The 17,248-nt window shown below is 73.4% G+C and carries 13 protein-coding genes; 10 read left to right on the top strand and 3 right to left on the bottom strand.

Going from position 1 to position 17,248, the window contains the following annotated elements:
* Positions 1 to 44: 44 nt before the first annotated feature.
* Complete coding sequence (locus tag ACZ53K_RS11875; protein WP_468834321.1) at positions 45 to 1,733, bottom strand: MFS transporter; 1,689 nt, start codon at positions 1,731 to 1,733, stop codon at positions 45 to 47.
* Positions 1,734 to 1,912: 179 nt separating this feature from the next.
* On the opposite strand from ACZ53K_RS11875, the gene ACZ53K_RS11870 reads away from it, so the two are divergent.
* Positions 1,913 to 2,563 carry a TetR/AcrR family transcriptional regulator gene (locus ACZ53K_RS11870; protein ID WP_468834319.1) on the top strand — a complete coding sequence of 217 codons (651 nt, stop codon included), beginning with the start codon at positions 1,913 to 1,915 and terminating at the stop codon, positions 2,561 to 2,563.
* A gap of 75 nt (positions 2,564 to 2,638) precedes the next feature.
* Here the strand turns inward: ACZ53K_RS11870 and ACZ53K_RS11865 are convergent, their stop codons facing one another.
* A complete protein-coding gene (locus ACZ53K_RS11865; protein WP_468834317.1) occupies positions 2,639 to 4,048 on the bottom strand; it encodes a cation:dicarboxylate symporter family transporter in 1,410 nt (469 codons plus the stop codon).
* 245 nt (positions 4,049 to 4,293) lie between these two features.
* Here ACZ53K_RS11865 and ACZ53K_RS11860 point away from each other — a divergent pair, with 245 nt between their 5' ends.
* The 6 genes from ACZ53K_RS11860 (at position 4,294) to ACZ53K_RS11835 (ending at position 10,575) form a co-directional block, all read left to right on the top strand.
* Positions 4,294 to 5,946 (top strand): sensor histidine kinase, encoded by a 1,653-nt coding sequence (locus tag ACZ53K_RS11860; RefSeq protein WP_468834315.1) that lies wholly within the window; start codon positions 4,294 to 4,296, stop codon positions 5,944 to 5,946.
* Positions 5,943 to 6,644: a response regulator gene (locus ACZ53K_RS11855; RefSeq protein ID WP_468834312.1), complete on the top strand. Its 702-nt coding sequence runs from the start codon at positions 5,943 to 5,945 to the stop codon at positions 6,642 to 6,644. The genes ACZ53K_RS11860 and ACZ53K_RS11855 overlap by 4 nt, the downstream gene beginning before the upstream one ends.
* A 63-nt stretch (positions 6,645 to 6,707) precedes the next feature.
* Positions 6,708 to 8,072, top strand: a complete 1,365-nt coding sequence (locus ACZ53K_RS11850; RefSeq protein WP_468834310.1) for an extracellular solute-binding protein — start codon at positions 6,708 to 6,710, stop codon at positions 8,070 to 8,072.
* Positions 8,069 to 8,986, top strand: coding sequence for a carbohydrate ABC transporter permease (locus tag ACZ53K_RS11845; protein ID WP_468834308.1), 918 nt, complete (start codon positions 8,069 to 8,071; stop codon positions 8,984 to 8,986). Before ACZ53K_RS11850 ends, ACZ53K_RS11845 begins: the two co-directional genes overlap by 4 nt.
* Before the next feature lie 4 nt (positions 8,987 to 8,990).
* On the top strand, positions 8,991 to 9,842 hold the full coding sequence (locus tag ACZ53K_RS11840; RefSeq protein ID WP_468834305.1) for a carbohydrate ABC transporter permease: 852 nt from the start codon (positions 8,991 to 8,993) through the stop codon (positions 9,840 to 9,842).
* A 25-nt stretch (positions 9,843 to 9,867) separates the two neighbouring features.
* Complete coding sequence (locus ACZ53K_RS11835; RefSeq protein WP_468834303.1) at positions 9,868 to 10,575, top strand: S1 family peptidase; 708 nt, start codon at positions 9,868 to 9,870, stop codon at positions 10,573 to 10,575.
* A gap of 12 nt (positions 10,576 to 10,587) precedes the next feature.
* On the opposite strand, the gene ACZ53K_RS11830 is transcribed toward ACZ53K_RS11835, so the two are convergent.
* Entirely contained in the window at positions 10,588 to 14,550 is a 3,963-nt protein-coding gene (locus ACZ53K_RS11830) for an nSTAND1 domain-containing NTPase (RefSeq protein ID WP_468834302.1), read from the bottom strand.
* 272 nt (positions 14,551 to 14,822) lie between these two features.
* Between ACZ53K_RS11830 and ACZ53K_RS11825 the strand changes: the two genes are divergently transcribed.
* The 3 genes from ACZ53K_RS11825 (at position 14,823) to ACZ53K_RS11815 (ending at position 17,239) form a co-directional block, all read left to right on the top strand.
* The gene (locus ACZ53K_RS11825; RefSeq protein WP_468834299.1) at positions 14,823 to 15,530 is read left to right on the top strand and encodes an XRE family transcriptional regulator; all 708 of its coding nucleotides are present in this window, start codon (positions 14,823 to 14,825) and stop codon (positions 15,528 to 15,530) included.
* A gap of 32 nt (positions 15,531 to 15,562) precedes the next feature.
* Positions 15,563 to 16,279 (top strand): mycothiol-dependent nitroreductase Rv2466c family protein, encoded by a 717-nt coding sequence (locus ACZ53K_RS11820; RefSeq protein WP_468834297.1) that lies wholly within the window; start codon positions 15,563 to 15,565, stop codon positions 16,277 to 16,279.
* Positions 16,280 to 16,456: 177 nt separating this feature from the next.
* A complete protein-coding gene (locus ACZ53K_RS11815; protein WP_468834295.1) occupies positions 16,457 to 17,239 on the top strand; it encodes an ABC transporter ATP-binding protein in 783 nt (260 codons plus the stop codon).
* The last annotated feature ends 9 nt before the right edge of the window (positions 17,240 to 17,248 follow it).

The following is a 17,248-nucleotide window of genomic DNA, read 5'->3' as shown; positions in this document are numbered from 1 at the left end:
GGCGGCACTGGCCGCCGGGGTTCGTCGTGCGCGTTCGCAGCCGCTCAGCCGCGCGTGGACGTGCCGCCGCTGCCCGCCGTGACCGGCGCGCGGGAGGCCTCCGGTCCGGTGTCCGGCTGCTGCGTACGGCGGCGGCGCGGCAGCAGGACGGCGACCAGCACCGTGCCCACGCCCAGCACGACCGCGCCGATCAGGCTGGTGTGCGCGACCGCGTCGGAGAACGCCCCGCGCACCGCGTCCGCGACCGCCTGGGCCTGCTGGAGGCCGAGTGCCTGGGCCTTCTCCGGGCCGGCCTTGGGCGCGGCGCCCTGGGCGACCTGCTTGCCGACCTCCTTGGCGACCGCCAGCCCGGCGCCCACCGAGTCCTGCGCGGTCTCCAGGGCGCTGCCGGGCAGCTTCGGGCCGCCGTGTGCCGCGGCCGACGCCGCCGCGCCGGAGAGCTTGGACGAGTAGGTGCTCGCCAGGACGGAGCCCAGGATGGCGATGCCGAGCGAGCCGCCCAGTTCGATGGAGGTGTCGTTGACCGCGCCGCCGACGCCGAGCTGGTCCTCGGGGAAGGCGCCCATGATGGCGTCCGTGCACGGTGACAGGGACAGACCGATGGCCAGGCCCAGGATGATGAGCGGGGCGAGGAAGTCGCCGTACGAGGAACCGGCGTCCACGCGGGTGAGCAGGGCGAGGGCGGCCGTGCCGCCGACCATGCCGGTGGTGACCGTGACCTTCATGCCCAGCCGCGGCGTCAGGAAGCCGGTCAGCGCGGCGCCCACGAAGACCGCGCCGGCCAGCGGCAGCATCCGTATGCCGGTGTCCAGCGGGGAGTAGCCGAGGACGAACTGGAGGTGCTGGGTGAGGTAGTAGAACGCGCCGAAGACCGCGAGGAAGAAGAGGGCGACGGCGAGGTTGGCGCCGGCGAAGCCGCGGTGGGCGAAGCGGCGTACGTCCAGGACCGGGCGCGGGTGGCGCAGTTCCCAGACGACGAAGAGGACCAGGCCGACGCCGGCGGCGACCGCGGCACCGATGGCGCGGGCGTCCCAGCCGAAGTGCGGGCCCTGGATGAGCATGTAGATCAGGGCGCCGACCCAGACGACGGACAGCAGGCCGCCGACGTAGTCGAGGCGGTCGCTGTGTCCTGCCTTGGACGCCGGGACGACCAGCAGCGCGCCGATGATGCCGAGCGCGGCGACCGGCACGTTGATCAGAAAGGACGAGGACCAGCCGTGGTCCTCCAGGAGCGCGCCGGCGACGAGCGGGCCGACGGCGATGGCGAGTCCGGCGGTCGCGGTCCAGATGGTGATGGCCAGCGCGCGTTCGCCGCGCGGGAAGGTGGCGGCCAGCAGGGACAGCGTCGCGGGCATGATCATGGCCGCGCCCACGCCCATCACGGCGCGCGCCGTGATGACGCCGCCGGAGCTGTCCACCAGGGCGCCCGCGACGGAGCCGCCGGCGAAGACCAGCAGGCCGAGGACGAGGGCCCCGCGGCGGCTGTACTTGTCGCCGACGGCCCCGAGCATCAGCATCAGCGCGGCGTACGGGACGGTGTAGGCGTCGATGACCCACTGCAGGTCGGAGCTGCTCAGGCCCAGGTCGGCGGTCATGTCGGGGGCCGCGACGGTGAGTGAGGTGTTCGCCATCACGATGATCAGCAGGCTGAGGCACAGCACGCCCAGTGCCCACCAGCGCTTCGTATAGGGCCGGTCCGTGTCCTGGACCGGCCGGGTCTCCGTAGGAGCCACCCGATTCACCCCTGTCTCTCCCCATGCTCGTGGTGGCGCGCGTCCGCGCGCACGATCTTGCACATGGCTGTGCAATTACACAGCCGTGTGCAATTTACGTCGCTGCACAGCGATGTGCAAAATGAGAGGAGAGCGGGACCGTGACCGCACGCGTCCGCCGACCGAGGAGCCGCCGCGCCATGACCGCACTCACCAGCCGGGCCCACGCCAACCGCCGCCGGATCATGGACATCGCGCTGGCCGAACTGCTGCGGCACCCGGACGCGACCATGGACCAGATCGCCCGCGCCGCCGGGGTGGTGCGGCGCACCGTCTACGGGCACTTCCCGAGCCGGGAGGCGCTGATCACCGCGCTGACGGACGCCGCCGTCGACGATGTGACGACCGCCTTCGCCGACGGCACGGCCGACCCGTCCGAGCCCGCCGACGTGGCGCTGGCCCGGGCCACCCTCGCCTCGTGGGAGTGCGCCGACCGCTACCGGCTGCTGGTCTCGCTCGCCCAGTGCAGCGTCACGGACGCGGGTATCCGGACCCGCCTGGAGCCCGTACGCAGCCGGGCGACGACCATCCTGACCCGCGGTCTGGAGGCGGGCCTGTTCCGGTCACCGCTCACCCCGCGCGCACTCGCGCACGTACACGAGCACACGCTGTTCGGGCTGATGCAGGCGGTCAACGACGGCGACCTGAGCGCGGAGGTGGCCGGCCACGCGGCGGCGGAGACGGTGCTGGCCGCGTCGGGCGTACCGGCGGAGCGGGCGGCGGAGGCGGTACGGACGGCGGAGGAGTCGCGGGGGTCGCGGGCGCCCGCCGGGGCGGCAGCGGCGGGCTGACGCGCGGGCGGGCGGAAACGCGGAAGGGCCCCGGCGGGCGCACCCGCCGAGGCCCCTATTTCTGGGTCTCGGGTCTCAGACCTTCACCGGCTCCTTCGACCCGTCGGCGCGCTGCTCCGGCGCGGCCGCCGCCCCGCCGTCGGGCCCGTGCCCGTCCGGGCTCAGCGTCCGCTCGTCGAAGGGCAGCTGTCCACCGAGCACCTCGCCCACCCGGGCCTTGTCGATCTCCTTGGTCCAGGTGCCGACGAGGACGGTGGCCACCGCGTTGCCCGCGAAGTTGGTCAGCGCCCGCGCCTCGCTCATGAAGCGGTCGATGCCGACGATCAGGCCGACGCCGTCCACCAGTTCCGGGCGGTGCGACTGGAGACCGCCCGCCAGCGTCGCCAGTCCGGCGCCCGTCACGCCCGCCGCACCCTTGGACGCGATGATCATGAAGACGAGCAGCGAGATCTGCTGGCCGATGGAGAGCGGGCTGCCCATCGCCTCCGCGATGAACAGCGAGGACATCGTCAGGTAGATGGCGGTGCCGTCGAGGTTGAAGCTGTAGCCGGTCGGCACGGTGATGCCGACGACCGGCTTGCTGACGCCCAGGTGCTCCATCTTCGCGATCAGCCGCGGCAGCGCGGACTCGGAGGAGGAGGTGGACAGGATCAGCAGGAACTCCCGGCCCAGGTACTTCAGCAGGGCGAAGATGTTCACCCCGGCGATCAGGCGCAGCAGCGTGCCGAGCACGACGATCACGAACAGCAGACAGGTCACGTAGAAGCCGACCATGATGACGGCGAGCGACTTGAGGGCGTCCACGCCGGTCGCGCCGACCACCGCGGCCATCGCGCCGAACGCGCCCACCGGCGCGGCCCACATGATCATGGACAGCACGCGGAAGACCAGGCGCTGGAGGTGCCCGATGCCGCGCAGTACGGGCTCGCCGGAGGCGCCCATGGCCTGGAGGCCGAAGCCGACGAGCAGCGCCACCAGCAGCGTCTGCAGCACCTCGCCGTGGGTGAGCGCGGAGACCAGCGTCTCCGGGATGATGCCCAGCAGGAAGTCCGTGGTCGACTCGGCGCCGCCCTTGGTCTGGGCCTGTCCCGCGTGCCGCAGCGACTCGGTCAGGTGCAGGCCGGAGCCGGGCTCCAGGATGTTGCCCACCACCAGGCCGATGCCCAGCGCGACCGTGGACATCACCATGAAGTAGCCCAGCGCCAGGCCGCCGACCGCGCCGACCTTGGCGGCCTTGCGGACCGAGCCGACGCCCAGCACGATCGTGCAGAAGATGACCGGCGAGATCATCATCTTGATCAGGTTCACGAAGCCGGTGCCCAGCGGCTTCAGCCCGACGGCGAAGCCGGGGGCGGCGAAGCCCACGGCGATGCCGGCGAGCACGGCGACGATCACGGCGATGTAGAGGTAATGCGTCCGGTCCCGCTTCTTGTGCGGTGCGGTCTCCTCGGTCGTGCCCCCGGGCGGTGGGGTCTGTGCGGCCACGGCTGACTCCTCGGTCCTTGGTCCTGCGCCGGTCTGCGGCTCTGCAACCCGTATCCGGCCCGTGTCGTGCCGGTACGCGGCCCGTACGCAGAACAGTCCCGGTGACTATGCACGCCGTTGTGGCGCCCGTCACCCTTGCGTGCATTTCGTTCACGCGTCAAGGAACGGGCAGACTGTCGCCCATGCCACGTTCCCGACGGGGGGATCCGCCGCGCAGCGCGCGCCCAGCACCTGGTGCGACGGTCGTGCGCCGCCCGCGCGTGCGGTGGCCGCGCAGTCTGGCCGGGCAGCTGTTCGCCGTGCAGGTGGTGCTGGTCGGCGTGGTGGTCGCGGGGTACGCCGTCTTCGCGTACGTCAGCGCCGGGCGGCAGGCCGAGGAGACCGCGCGGCGGCTGACGACGGCGGTGACCGCGGCGGTCGCCGACGCGCCCGCGGTGGCGCGGGCGGTGCGCTCGGCCGATCCCACCGCGGAGCTCCAGCCGTACACCGAGCGGCTGCGGCGGGACGCCGGGGTCGACTTCATTGTGGTCATGGACACGGCAGGAAAGCGGTGGACCCACCCCGAGCCGTCCGCCATCGGCCGTACCTACCTCGGCCGCACCGCGGAGGCCCGGGCCGGCCGGACCCACACCGAGACGCACCTGGGCAGCCTCGGCCCTTCCGTACGGGTCATCTCGCCGGTACGCGACCGGGAGGACGGCGGCCGCATCGTCGCCCTGGTCAGCTCCGGCATCACCGTCGAGACGATCAGCGACGGGCTGCGGCGGGAGGTCCTGACCCTGGCCGCCGTCGGGGCCGGGGTGCTGGCCCTGGGCGGACTCGGCACCTACCTCGTCAACGCGCGTCTGCGCCGGCACACCCACGGCATGAACGCCGCCGAACTGAGCCGCCTGCACGATTACCACGAGGCGGCGCTGCACGCGGTACGCGAGGGGCTGCTGATGCTGGACGGGGAGCGGCGGGTGGCCCTCCTGAACGACGGGGCCCGCGAACTCCTCGGCCTGCGCGGGGACCCCGTCGGGCGGCCCGTCACCGGACTCGGCCTGCCCACGCCCCTCACCGACACCCTCCTCTCCCCCGCCCCCCACACGGACGAACTCCACCTCACCGACGACCGGGTGCTGGTCGTCAACACCTCGCCGGTCTCCGGCGGCGAGCGGCGCGGCACCGTCGTCACCCTCCGCGACCACACCGAACTCCAGGCGCTCTCCGGCGAACTGGACTCCGTACGCGGGGTCACCCGGGCACTGCGCTCCCAGGCGCACGAGGCCGCCAACCGGCTGCACACCGTCGTCTCCCTGGTCGAGCTGGGCCGTACGGACGAGGCCGTGGAATTCGCCACCGCCGAACTGGAACTGGCCCAGGCCCTCACCGACCAGGTCGTCGGCGCGGTCGCCGAACCCGTCCTCGCCGCCCTGCTCCTCGGCAAGGCCGCCCAGGCCAACGAACACGGCGTGGAGCTGGAACTCACCGCCGACAGCCGGATCGACGACGGCGTCCTGCCCGCGTCCCTTCCCCAGCGCGACCTCGTCACCGTCCTCGGCAACCTCCTGGACAACGCGATCGAGGCGGCGCCGGAAGGCGCCCGGGTGCGGGTCACCGCGCTGGCCGACGGCGGGGAACTGCTGCTGCGGGTGGCGGACAACGGCGGCGGCGTACGGGGTGCGGCGGATGCCGAGGACGTGTTCCGGTGGGGGTGGAGCACCAAGGGCGGCGCTGGCCGCGGGCTCGGACTGGCGCTCGTACGGCAGGCCGTACGGCGGCACGGCGGGACCGTGCGGGTGGGCGAGGCGCCCGAGGGCGGCGCCGAGTTCACGGTGCGGCTGCCGCTGCGGGCCGCGGACGCCACGACGGGAACGGGCCGGAACGTCACTGCCGGAGCGGGCGGGGCCGGATGAGCGCCGCACGCCCGGAGGCCGTGCCGCCACCGCTGCGGGTGCTCGTCGTCGAGGACGACCCGGTCGCGGCGGACGCGCACGCCCTGTACGTGGGCCGGGTGCCCGGCTTCACCGTGTCGGGCACGGTACGTTCCGTCGCCGGGGCCCGGCGGCACCTGGACCAGCACGGCGTCGACCTGATCCTGCTGGACCTGTTCCTGCCGGACGGGCACGGCCTGACGTTCGTCCGGTCGCTGCGGGCGGCCGGGCACGGCGCCGACGTCATCGCCGTCACCTCCGCGCGGGAACTGGCCGTCGTCCGGGAGGGCGTCTCGCTCGGTGTCGTGCAGTACGTGCTGAAGCCGTTCACCTTCGCCACGCTGCGCGACCGCCTGCTGCGGTACGCGGCCTTCCGCGCGGCCGCCGGCGAGGCCAGCGGACAGGACGAGGTGGACCGGGCGATCGCGGCCCTGCGCTCACCGCAGCCCGCCGCGCTGCCCAAGGGGCTGACCGCGGCGACCCTGCGCCTGGTCACCGACGCGCTGCGCGCCGCCCCCGGCGGCCTCGGCGCCACCGCGGCCGCCGAGGAGATCGGCATCTCCCGTATCACGGCCCGCCGTTACCTCGAACATCTCGTCGAAGCAGGCCGTGCCGCCCGCGCCCCGCAGTACGGTCAGGTGGGCCGTCCGGAATTGCGCTACCGCTGGATGGGGCATTGACCTCCCCTTACCCCTGACTTACGGTCACCGGGCAGCCTGCCGTGGCTAGTTGGAGGTCATGCCGTGCGCCGCACCGCTCCGATGACTCTGCTCACCGCCGCCGCGCTGGCCGCCGGCACGCTCACCGCCTGCGGCGGCGGCTCAGGAGGCGACAAGAACACCCTCAAGGTCGCGTTCATCAAGGACACCAACAACAAGGTGACCGTCCGGGACGATTACCTGGAGACGGTGGCCCGCGCGTTCGAGAAGGCCAACCCGGGCAAGAAGGTCAAGCTGATCCCGATCCAGGCGTCCGAGAACGACTATTACGCCAAGATCCAGCAGATGATGCGCTCCCCGAAGACCGCCCCCGACCTGGTCTACGAGGACACCTTCCTGATCAACTCCGACATCACCGCCGGGCTGCTGCGCCCCCTGGACGACTACATCGCCAAGTGGGCGGACTGGAAGCAGTTCGAGCCGGCCGCGAAGGCCGCCGCACGGGCGCAGGACGGCAAGACGTACGGCGTACCGGACGGCACGGACACCCGCGGCCTGTGGTTCAACAAGAACATTTTCAAGAAGGCGGGGCTCCCGCAGGACTGGCGGCCGAAGACCTGGAACGAGGTGCTGGACGCGGCCCGCACCGTCAAGCGCAAGGTGCCCGGCGTCATCCCGCTGAACGTCTACACCGGCAAGGGCGCGGGCGAGGCCGCCGTCATGCAGGGCTTCGAGATGCTGCTGTACGGCACCGGCAAGGACCAGCTCTACGACCCCGCGACGAAGAAGTGGGTCACCGGGAGCAAGGGCTTCCGGGACAGCCTGGAATTCATCCGCACCGTGTACGGCGAGAAGCTGGGCCCCGACGTGTCCGACGCGCTCAGCCCCAACATCCAGACCAACGTCGCCACCGAGCTGATGCCCGAGGAGAAGCTCGCGATCAACCTGGACGGCTCCTGGCTGGGCCAGCAGTGGCAGCCGAAGGGCGGCGGCAAACCGTGGCCCGAGTGGCCGGCGGTGCTGGGCCGGACGGCGTTCCCCACCCAGACCGGCGCGGCGCCCGGCCGGGTGAGCCTGGCGGGCGGCTGGACCTGGTCCGTACCACGGCAGTCGCAGCGGCCCGATCTGGCCTGGAAGCTGATCGAAGCGCTCCAGACGCAGCACAACGCGCTGGAATGGTGTGTGCGCGGCGCCCAGATCGCGGTACGCAAGGACGTGGCGGCGGACCCCGCGTACCGCAAGTCCATCCCGGGCATCGACTTCTTCACCGGCCTGGTGGAGGTCAGCCAGTACCGGCCGGCGCTGCCCGTCTACCCCAAGGTGTCGGCGGCGATCGGCGAGGCGATGGAGGCGGTCACCTCCGGTGACGCGACGCCGCAGAAGGCGGCCGCGGACTACGACGAGCAGCTGAAGTCCATCGTCGACGGACAGGTCGTCGCCAAGCCATGAGCCGCGCCGCCACCACGACCACCGCGTACGGCACGGCGGGCCGCGGCGCCCGGTCCCGCCGTACGGCCCTGCTGCGCTGGTCACCGCTGGCCCCCGCGACCGTCCTGCTGCTGCTCTTCCTCGCCGGGCCCATCGGCTACTGCGTCTACATCGCCTTCACCGACATGCAGCTGACCGGCCAGGAGTCCACCTCCTTCGTGGGCCTGGACAACTTCCGGCACGCCTTCGGCGACCCCGCGTTCCTGAACGCCGTGGTCCTGACGCTGGTCTTCACCCTGATCTCGTCGATCCTGGGCCAGAACACGCTGGGCCTGGCGCTCGCCGCGCTGATGCGGCGCGCCTCCAAGCCCGTCCGTACGGTCACCGGCGCGGTCGTCCTCACCGCCTGGGTGCTGCCGGAGATCGTCGCGGGCTTCCTGCTGTACACGTTCTTCGAGCGGCGCGGCACGCTCAACGCGATCCTGGACTGGCTGCACCTGCCGTCGCAGAACTGGCTGTTCACGCTGCCGATCCTGGCCGTGTCGTTCGCCAACGTGTGGCGCGGCACGGCCTTCTCGATGCTGATCTACTCGGCCGCGCTCTCCGAGATCCCCCAGGAGGTCAGCGAGTCCGCGGAGGTGGACGGGGCGAGCGGCCGGCAGCGGCTGTGGCATGTGACGCTGCCGATGATCCGCCGCTCCATCGGCACCAACCTGATGCTCAACACCCTCCAGACGCTCTCCGTGTTCGGGCTGATCTGGGCCATGACCCGCGGCGGCCCCGGCAGCCGCAGCCAGACGCTGCCGGTGTTCATGTACGACCAGGCGTTCCTGAAGTCGCTGATCGGGTACGGCACCGCCGTCGCCCTGCTGCTGCTCGTGGTGGGCGCCCTCTTCTCCGTCGTCTATCTGCGTCTGCTGCGCGAGGAGGTGTGACGCGGTGCGCGCCTCCCGTGCCAGACCCCTGCTGACCCGCCGCACCCGGCGCCGCCTGGCCGCCGACGCGGCGCTGCTCGCCCTGGCCGCCGCCTTCGCCGTACCGCTGGCCTGGCTGGTGCTCTCCTCGCTGGACACCGAGGCGACGCTGCGGATACGCGTGCCCGGGTCGCCGTCCCTGGACAACTTCTCGGCGGTCCTGACGGACGAGATCACCTTCACGCCGATGCTCAACAGCCTGGTGCTGTGCGGCAGCGCCACCGTCCTGACGGTCGCCTGCGCGGCGCTGGCGGCCTATCCGCTGTCCCGCTACCGCTCCCGGTTCAGCCGCCCGTACCTGCTGACCATCCTGTTCTCCACCTGCCTGCCCATCACCGCGGTGATGGTCCCGGTGTACGCGCTGTACGTACAGGTCAATCTGATCGACACCGTGTACGGCACCGCGCTGTTCCTCGCCGCCTCCCAGCTCCCGTTCGCCATCTGGCTGATGAAGAACTTCATGGACGGCATCCCCCGCGTCCTCGAAGAGGCCGCCTGGACCGACGGCGCGTCCTGGTTCCAGACGCTGTGGCGGGTGATCCTGCCGCTGATGGGGCCGGGCGTCACGGTCGTGACGATCTACACCTTCGCCCTCATGTGGGGCAACTTCTTCGTCCCGTTCCTGCTGCTCCTGACCCCCGAGCAACTGCCCGCCTCGGTCAGCATCTTCACCTTCTTCGGCAACTACGGCGCCATCGCCTTCGGCCAGCTGGCGGCGTTCTCGATCCTGTACTCGACGCCGGTCGTCCTGCTGTACGTACTGATCTCGCGCCGGCTGGGCGGCGGGTTCGCGCTGGGCGGCGCGGTGAAGGGCTGACCCCGTCCCTCCCGTAGGAGGACCCGTGAGACCGAGACCCATCGCAGCGCTCCGCTCCCTGGCCGCCCTGGCCACCGCCGCCTCGGCCGTCCTGGCCGCCGCGCCGCCGGCCGGTGCCGCCCCGGACACCGGCCCGTCCCGTACGGCCGCCGCGACGGCGGTCCGCGGCGGCAATGTCCTGTACAGCGCGTCCGGCCGCTGCACCGTCGGCTTCAACGCCACCAAGGGCGGCGGCTATTACGCGATCATGGAGGGCCGGTGTGCGGGCGGCGCCCGGGACTGGTACGCCGACGCGGCCCGCACCGTCCATGTCGGCGTCACCGAAGCCGTGCGCTTCCCCGGCGAGGACCACGCCCTCATCCGCTACACCAACCCGGCCGTCTCCTACCCGGGCGAGGTCGACCTGGGCGGCGGCCGCTTCCTCGACATCACCGGCGCAGCCCGGCCCACGGTGGGCCAGTCCGTATGCCTGGCCGGTCTCTCGACGGGCACGCACTGCGGTCGGGTACGCGCCCTGAACGCCAGCGTCACCTACCCCGAGGGCACGGTGACCGGGCTCGCCCAGACATCCGCCTGCGCCGAGCCGGGCACCGCGGCGGGCGGCCCCGCCGTCTCCGGCAGCACCGCGATCGGCCTCACCGTGGGCGGCAGCGGCACCTGCTCGTCCGGCGGCACCACCTACCTCCAGCCGGTCGTCCCGGTACTGCAGGCGTTCGGCCTCACCCTCCACTGACGGACCCGGCACTCACCGGCAGTACCAGCCGGCCGGCACGCCGAGGGCCGAAGCGGCCCAGTGCCCCTTCCGGCTGAGCTGGCAGATCGTCCGCGCCGCCTCGTCCACCTTGACGTACCACTCCCGTACGGTGCCGTCCGCACTGCCGCTGATCAGCGCCCGGCCGTCGGGCCAGAACGACAGGGACAGGACGCTGCCGGTGTGCCCGGACAGCACGGCCGACGTGCGGCGGGCGGCCACGTCCCACAGCCGTACGGTGTCGTCGTCCCCGCCCGAGGCCAGGGTGCGGCCGTCCGGGCTGAACACCAGCGAGGCGACACTGCTGGCGTGGCCGCGCAGCGTGCCGGTCTGCCGGCGGCCCGGTACGTCCCACAGCAGGATGTCGTGGTCCGTGCCGGACGTGGCCAGGGTCCTCCCGTCCCGGGTGAAGGCGGCGGCGAAGATGGGGTAGGAGCGGCCGGACAGGCGGGCGGTCTCGCCGAGCGTCGCCGCGTCCCACAGCCGCACGGAGCCCCGGTTGTTGGCGTTCTCGGTGACCGCCAGGGCCGTGCCGTCCGGCGAGAAGGTGACGGTGGACCCGCCGCCCGCCAGTTTGCGCGCGGCCGTCCTGCGGTGCGAGGCCACGTCCCACAGGAACAGGTTGCGGTCGTCCCCGGCGGTGGCCAGCCGTCGGCCGTCAGGCGAGAAGGCCACCTGCCGGACGGTGTTGGTGTGTCCGCGCAGGGTGGCGAGCATCCGTCCGGTGCGCGCGTCCCACAGCCGGACCGAGCGGTCGGCGTGCACGGAGGCGAAGGTGTCGTTCCGCGGCGAGAACACCAGGCTGGTGACCATTCCGGGCGGCACGTCGAGCGTCCGCAGCGGCCGTGGCCGGTCGGCCGACCAGAGCGTCAGCGCGCTGCCGGCGGCCGCGACGAGCCGGCCGTCCGGGGACACCGCGACCGAGGTCATCGCGCTCTGCCGGCCACCGAGGGTCTCCTTCCGGTTGCCGGCGGAGCGCCACAGCCGGACCGTCCCGGTGTCGTCGTCCGCCGGCGCGGCCAGCGCCGAGCCGTCCGCCGCGTAGGACAGCGCACTGGCCGTCTCGACGCGCGCGGCGAACTTCTCCCCGGCGTGCCGGGCGTTGACGTCCCACAGCCGGACGATGCCTTCGGCGCTGCCGACGGCGAGGGTGCGGCCGTTCGGCGCCCAGGCCAGGGCGGTGATCCGGTCGGCGGTTCCGGTGAGTTCGCCCGATCTGCGGCGCCCGGCGACGTCCCACAGCACGACCGTGCGGTCACCGCCCCCGCTGGCGAGGGTCCGGCCGTCCGGGCTGAAGGCCAGCGTGTGCACCGGCTGGAGATGACCGGTGAGGGTGGCCAGCGGCCGGTGGGTGCGCGCGTCCCAGAGCCGTACCGTACGGTCGTCACCGGCCGACGCCAGCACCTTCCCGTCCGGGGAGAAGGCCACCGCCACCACGTTGCCGGTGTGCCCGGTGAGGTCGGCGGTCCGGCGCCGCGAGGCCACGTCCCACAGCCGTACGGCGTTGCCGACACTGCCGGAGGCGAGGGTGGCGCCGTCGTGGGAGAAGGCCAGCGACTCCACCCGGCCCGACGGGCCGTCCAGCACGGCGATCCAGCGGCGGGTGGCGACATTCCACAGCCGTACGGTGCCGTCGTCCCCGGCGGTCGCGAGGAGGCGGCCGTCCGGGCTGAAGGCGAGCGCGTACACCGGGCCGGTGTGGCCGATCAGGGTGCCGTGCATCCGGTTGGCGGCGGTATCCCACAGCTTGACCGTACGGTCCGCCGAAGCGGTGGCCAGGGTGCGGCCGTCGGGCGCGAAAGCCACCGCGTTGACGACGCCGGTGTGCCCGGTGAACTGGTTCGCCCGGTAAGCCGCGTAGGCGCTGAGCAGGCTGCCCCGCGCCTCCACCGTCTCCGCCTGCCGGTAGCCGTACAGCGCGGTCAGCGCCGCCGCCTGGGGCTGCTGCTGCAGCAGCTCGCCGGCCTGCGCGGCGTACTGACGGGACACCGCGGTGCGGCGCTGCACCTCGGCGTCCGACCACTGTTGGATGGCGACGCCCGCCGCGATCAGGGCGAGGACGAGGAGGGCGCCGAGCGACGCGGTGAGCCAGCGCGCGCGGCGGCCGCGCCGCTGGTCGGCTCCGGTGGCACTGCGCAGGAAGTCCCGTTCCAGTGTGTTGAGCGCGGAGCCGTGGCCGTGGGCCCAGGCGCGCGCGCCGGCCAGCTGCGCGCCACGGTAGAGCGCGCCCGCGTCCCGGCCCAGTTCGTGCCATGTCTCGGCGGCGGCGGTGAGCCTGCGGTGGGTCCGCAGCGCCTCCCGGTCCTCGTCGAGCCAGTGCCGCAGCCGGGGCCAGGCCCGGATGACGGCCTCGTGGGCCACCTCGACCGTGCCGTCGGACAGGACGACCAGCCGGGCGGCGGCCAGTTTGCGCAGCAGTCCGTCGATCTCGTGCGGGTCGGCGAGCCCGTCCAGTTCGCGGCGGGCCAGCCGGCGCCGGGTGTCCTCGGTCCCCTCGCCGAGCGCGGTCAGCCGCAGGAAGACCGCCCGCATCACGTCCCGCTGCCGGGGTGCGGCCTCGTCGTACATTCGCTCGGCGGTCTGCGCGACGGCACCGCGCATCCCACCGGTGGCACGGTAATCGGCCAGCCGCAGGGTGGCGTCGCCCCGGCGCTGCCACGCCTCGCGCATCGCGTGCCCCACCAGCGGCAGCGCGCCCGGCTGCCCGGCCGCCTCGGCGAGCACCGCCTCCACCAGATCGGCGTCCACCTGGACGCCGGAACGGACGGCGGGCTCGGCGATGATGTCCCGCAACTCCGCGCGGCTCGGCGGCCCGACGGGCAGCTGGGCGGCCGTACGCAGGGCGGCGACCAGGCCCGGGTGGACGAAACAGCGTGCGTAGAAGTCGGCCCGGATGCCAACGGCGATCCGGACCCGCCGGTCGCCGGAGCGGGCCAGGTCGGCCACGGCGCCGAGGAAGGCGGTGCGTTCGTCCTCGTCGGCGCAGAGGGTGAAGGCCTCCTCGAACTGGTCGATGACCAGCAGGGCGCGGGCGGTGTCGGGGCGGGCGGCGAGCCAGGTGCGCAGTGCGAGGTCGAGGGCGGCGGGGTCTTCGTCGATCCGGCGGCGGAGGGCGGTGGCGTGGTCTTCGGGGGTGGGGGGTCCGGGGGCCGGGGGGTCGGGGGCCCGGGGGTCGGGCGCCGGGGGTTCGGGGGCGGCTCCTTCGTCCGTACGCGCCTCCTCCGCCGTACGCGCCTCCGCGGCATCACCGACAGCCGTATCCGTATCCGTATTCGCGTCCGCCCCCGCGGCACCCACCGCCACGGCCGCGTCCCCCACCGCCTCGACCGTGTCGGCGGCCGGGCCCGCGCCGCCCGGTGGGTCCGGTTCCGCCACCAGGCGGGCCACCGCCGCCGCGAGGGCGTCGAGCGGCCGGGCGCCGGGGGTCAGCAGTACCGGGTGCCAGTGCGCGCCGAGGCGGGGCAGCAGCCCGGCCCGCAGCAGGGAGGACTTGCCGCTTCCCGAGGCGCCGAAGACCACGGTGAGGGCGTGCTGTTCGACGCGGCCGGACAGCTCCTTGGTGAGGGTGGCGCGGCCGAAGTACTCCGCCGCGTTCGCCGCCTCGAAGGCGGCCAGCCCCGGATACGGGCAGCGGACCGTTACCGGTTCGTCGTCGCCGGCCCCCGCGGCGGCCCGCCACCGCGCCTCCCACTCGGCCCGTTCCCCGCCGCACGCCCGGGCGTAGGCCAGGACGACGTCCAGGGTGGCCAGCCGCTCCCCCTTGGCCGCCTCCGCCAGCGTGCTGGCGGAATAGTGCGCCGTTTTGGCGAGCGTGCGGTAGCTCGGCGTCCCGGCCCGCTCCCGCAGCTGCCGCAGCTCCCAGGCCAGCCGCTCCACCGGCCCGGCCTGCGGGTCCACCGGCCGTTCCGGCCGCCCCAGCCGGGGTTTGTGCTGCCCTCCCCCTGCGATCCCCGCCACCTTCTTCCTGCGCCGGGGCCGCCCCCGCGGCCCGGGTCCCCATTGTCCGGCTTGTTTGTCCCGTGCGAGCTGCACTTTCGGACAACTCCACGGCGGTGCAGAGTCGTAATCTCCAGCGCCCCGGGGTGGCAAACGGGGGTGGTGCGAGTACGCATGTCCTCGCACCACGGCGCCCCCGGCGCGCCGGACGCACCGGTACGGCCGTAGCTTCCTACGACTTCGCGTCCTGTACCTCCGCACCATAGGTACGCCGGTGCCGCCGCCCCTACCGTGTGCCGGTGACCACGCACCTCACCGGCGGCCCGGCCGGACCGCCGTTCGACGCCGCGGCGGCGCGGCGGCTGCGCACGGCGCTCGGCATGACGCCGGAGCACGTCGCGTACGGGATCTGGGCGGCGTACGGGCTGCGGGTCCTGCCCGCGACCGTGACGGCATGGGAGCGGGGCGAGGCAGCCCCTTCGGAGGCCGAGCTGGCCGCGCTGGCCGGGGCCCTGTGGTGTGCGCCGGGCGAACTGCTCGGCGCGCCGCGCACCTTGCGCGAGCACCGGCTGGCGCGCGGCCTGGCGGCGGACGACCTGGCGCTGCGCATCGGGATGGGGACCGCCGCGTACGCGCGGATGGAGGCGGCCGGGACCTGGACCGGCAACGACCGGCAGGCGGCCGCGCTCGCCGAGGCGCTGCGGCTGCCGTGCCACGCGCTGATCCGGCTGACCGGCCGGGACGGGAAGCTGACCGAGTTGCTGCGCAGTGCCGCGACCACCCGCTGGCAGGCGTACGTGCGGCCGGTCACCAAGCTGGTCCCGCTCCCGAAACCGCGCGTCCAGGCCGCTCTCCAGGGGCTGCACGGCGATTATCAGGGGCTGATGGCCGCCTCGCTGAACTGGGGCGGCGGTGGGAGCGCCGATGAGTCGGGCCATGCCGGGCAGGCGTTCCTCGATGGCATTCTGGAGACGTTCTGGGCGCGCACCGGCGGTGGCTGACCGCGTCCCGGCGTCGACGGCGGGGGGCTCGCATGGACGGGGCGGCAGGCTCGGCGGCTTCCGGCGGCCCCGGTGTGACGGCGGATTTCTGGTTCGATCCCGTCTGCCCGTACACCTGGATCGCCGCGCAGTGGATACGGGAAGTGGCCCGGGTCCGCCCGGTGCGGGTACGGCTGCGGCTGATGAGCCTCCAAGTGCTCAACGAGGGCCGGGAGGTCAATCCCGATGATCCGGACGGCGAGTGGGGCGCGTACCTGTGGGCGCCGGTGCGGGCCTGCGCCGCGGTGGAACAGCGGTACGGGCAGGAGGCGTTGGACCGTTTCTACCGCGCGCTCGGCATCCGGCTGCACCACCGGGGCGAGTGGGACGGGATCGAGCGCGCGCTGACGGACGCGGGGCTGCCCGGCGAGGTGGCTGCGGCGGCGTGGACCACGGAGTACGACGCGGAGATCCGCGCTTCGCACGCGCGCGCCGTCGCCCTGGCCGGCGAGGACGTCGGCACGCCCGTCGTCGCGGTGGACACGGTGGCCTTCTTCGGGCCGGTGGTCTCCCCCGCGCCCCGGGGAGAGACGGCGGGGCGGCTGTGGGACGGTGCCCTGATGATGGCTTCCGTGCCGGGCTTCCACGAGCTGCGCCGCCCGGCCGCGGCGGAACCGGACTTCGGGCCCGAGCCGGTCCGAGGGCCCGGGCCGGACTCCGGGTCCGGGTCGGGCTCCGACGCCGCCCAGGGGCCCGGGCCGACCGCCTGACGGTCCGCTTACGTCGGCCATAAGTCGGACTCCCGTCCGTCCACGGGATGACGGACCCCCTGCAGGTCGGACTTCTGGCCGGTACCGCTTTCACCACTTGGGGCTGAGGTATCGGAGCCCCGTACGGCGAAGAATGGGACTGCACCACACACCCGTCCCCTTCCCAGGAGTTCATCCGTGTCCCACGCGGCCGCCTTTCCCGCCCCCGTCCGAGCCACCGCGGCCGTCGCCGCCCAGGCCACGGATCTGAGCAAGGTCTACGGCGACGGCGAGACCCGTGTGGTCGCGCTGGACCAGGTCTCCGTCGAGTTCGGCCGGGCCCGCTTCACCGCCATCATGGGCCCCTCCGGCTCCGGCAAGTCCACCCTGATGCACTGCATGGCCGGGCTGGACTCCATATCCTCCGGCTCCGCGCGGATCGGGGACACCGAACTGACCGGGCTGAGCGACAGGCACCTGACCCGGCTGCGCCGCGACAAGATCGGCTTCATCTTCCAGGCATTCAACCTGCTCCCCACGCTCACCGCGCTGGAGAACATCACGCTGCCCATGGACATCGCGGGCCGCAAGCCCGACCGGCAGTGGCTCGACCGCGTCGTGGAGACCGTCGGGCTGTCCGGGCGGCTCAAGCACCGGCCCGGCCAGCTCTCCGGCGGCCAGCAGCAGCGCGTCGCGGTGGCCCGCGCGCTGGCCTCCCAACCGGAGATCATCTTCGCCGACGAGCCCACCGGCAACCTCGACTCCCGCTCCGGCGCCGAGGTCCTGGGCTTTCTGCGCGAGTCGGTGCGGGCCATGGAGCAGACCGTCGTGATGGTCACCCACGACCCGGTCGCCGCCGCCTACGCCGACCGCGTCATCTTCCTGGCCGACGGCCGCATCGTCGAGGAGCTGTACGAGCCGACCGCCGACGCCGTCCTGGACCGGATGCGGCTGTTCGACGCCAAGAACCGTACGAGCTGACGCCCGCCG

The sequence above is a fragment of the Streptomyces sp. NPDC033221 genome (genome assembly GCF_055577005.1).
This window is presented reverse-complemented; position numbering and strand designations above follow the sequence as displayed.

Coding starts and splice junctions, on each gene's coding strand:
- ACZ53K_RS11870 (WP_468834319.1), top strand. CDS start 1,913: ATGACCGCACTCACCAGCCGGGCCCACGCCAACCGCCGCCGGATCATG.
- ACZ53K_RS11855 (WP_468834312.1), top strand. CDS start 5,943: ATGAGCGCCGCACGCCCGGAGGCCGTGCCGCCACCGCTGCGGGTGCTC.
- ACZ53K_RS11845 (WP_468834308.1), top strand. CDS start 8,069: ATGAGCCGCGCCGCCACCACGACCACCGCGTACGGCACGGCGGGCCGC.
- ACZ53K_RS11820 (WP_468834297.1), top strand. CDS start 15,563: ATGGACGGGGCGGCAGGCTCGGCGGCTTCCGGCGGCCCCGGTGTGACG.